Origin of the sequence: Vibrio sp. HI00D65, assembly GCF_001635455.1 — a bacterium.
Lineage (GTDB): Bacteria > Pseudomonadota > Gammaproteobacteria > Enterobacterales > Vibrionaceae > Vibrio.
In genome coordinates, this window is sequence record NZ_LWEH01000614.1 from 1 (window position 1) to 365 (window position 365).

Below are 365 nucleotides of genomic sequence, written 5' to 3' on the forward strand. Positions count from 1 at the left end.
TTTCAACGTTGAACAGGTTTTCCATGTTCAAACCTTGCTTGATAAGGATCTCACGTAGACGACGAAGACCTTCAACTTGGATTTGACGAACGCGTTCACGAGTTAGGCTGATTTCACGACCAACTTCTTCTAGCGTTGACGGTTCATAGCCTAGTAGGTAGGCCAAACCGACGTGCAAGCACCTCTTTCTGCTTAGGATTCAGCTCATCAAGCCAGAAGATCAGTGAGTTTTTGATATCACTATCTTGAGTCGAAACCTCAGGATCTGAGTTGTTCACATCTGGAATAATGTCCAGTAGTGCTTTCTCACCATCACCACCAATTGGCGTATCTACCGAGCTCACTCTTTCGTTTAGACGAAGCAT

The 365-nt window shown here is 44.9% G+C and carries 1 pseudogene; it reads right to left on the reverse strand.

Annotated elements, in window-relative coordinates:
• Positions 1-365: pseudogene (locus A3712_RS26330) on the reverse strand (sigma factor-like helix-turn-helix DNA-binding protein); the annotation flags it as partial.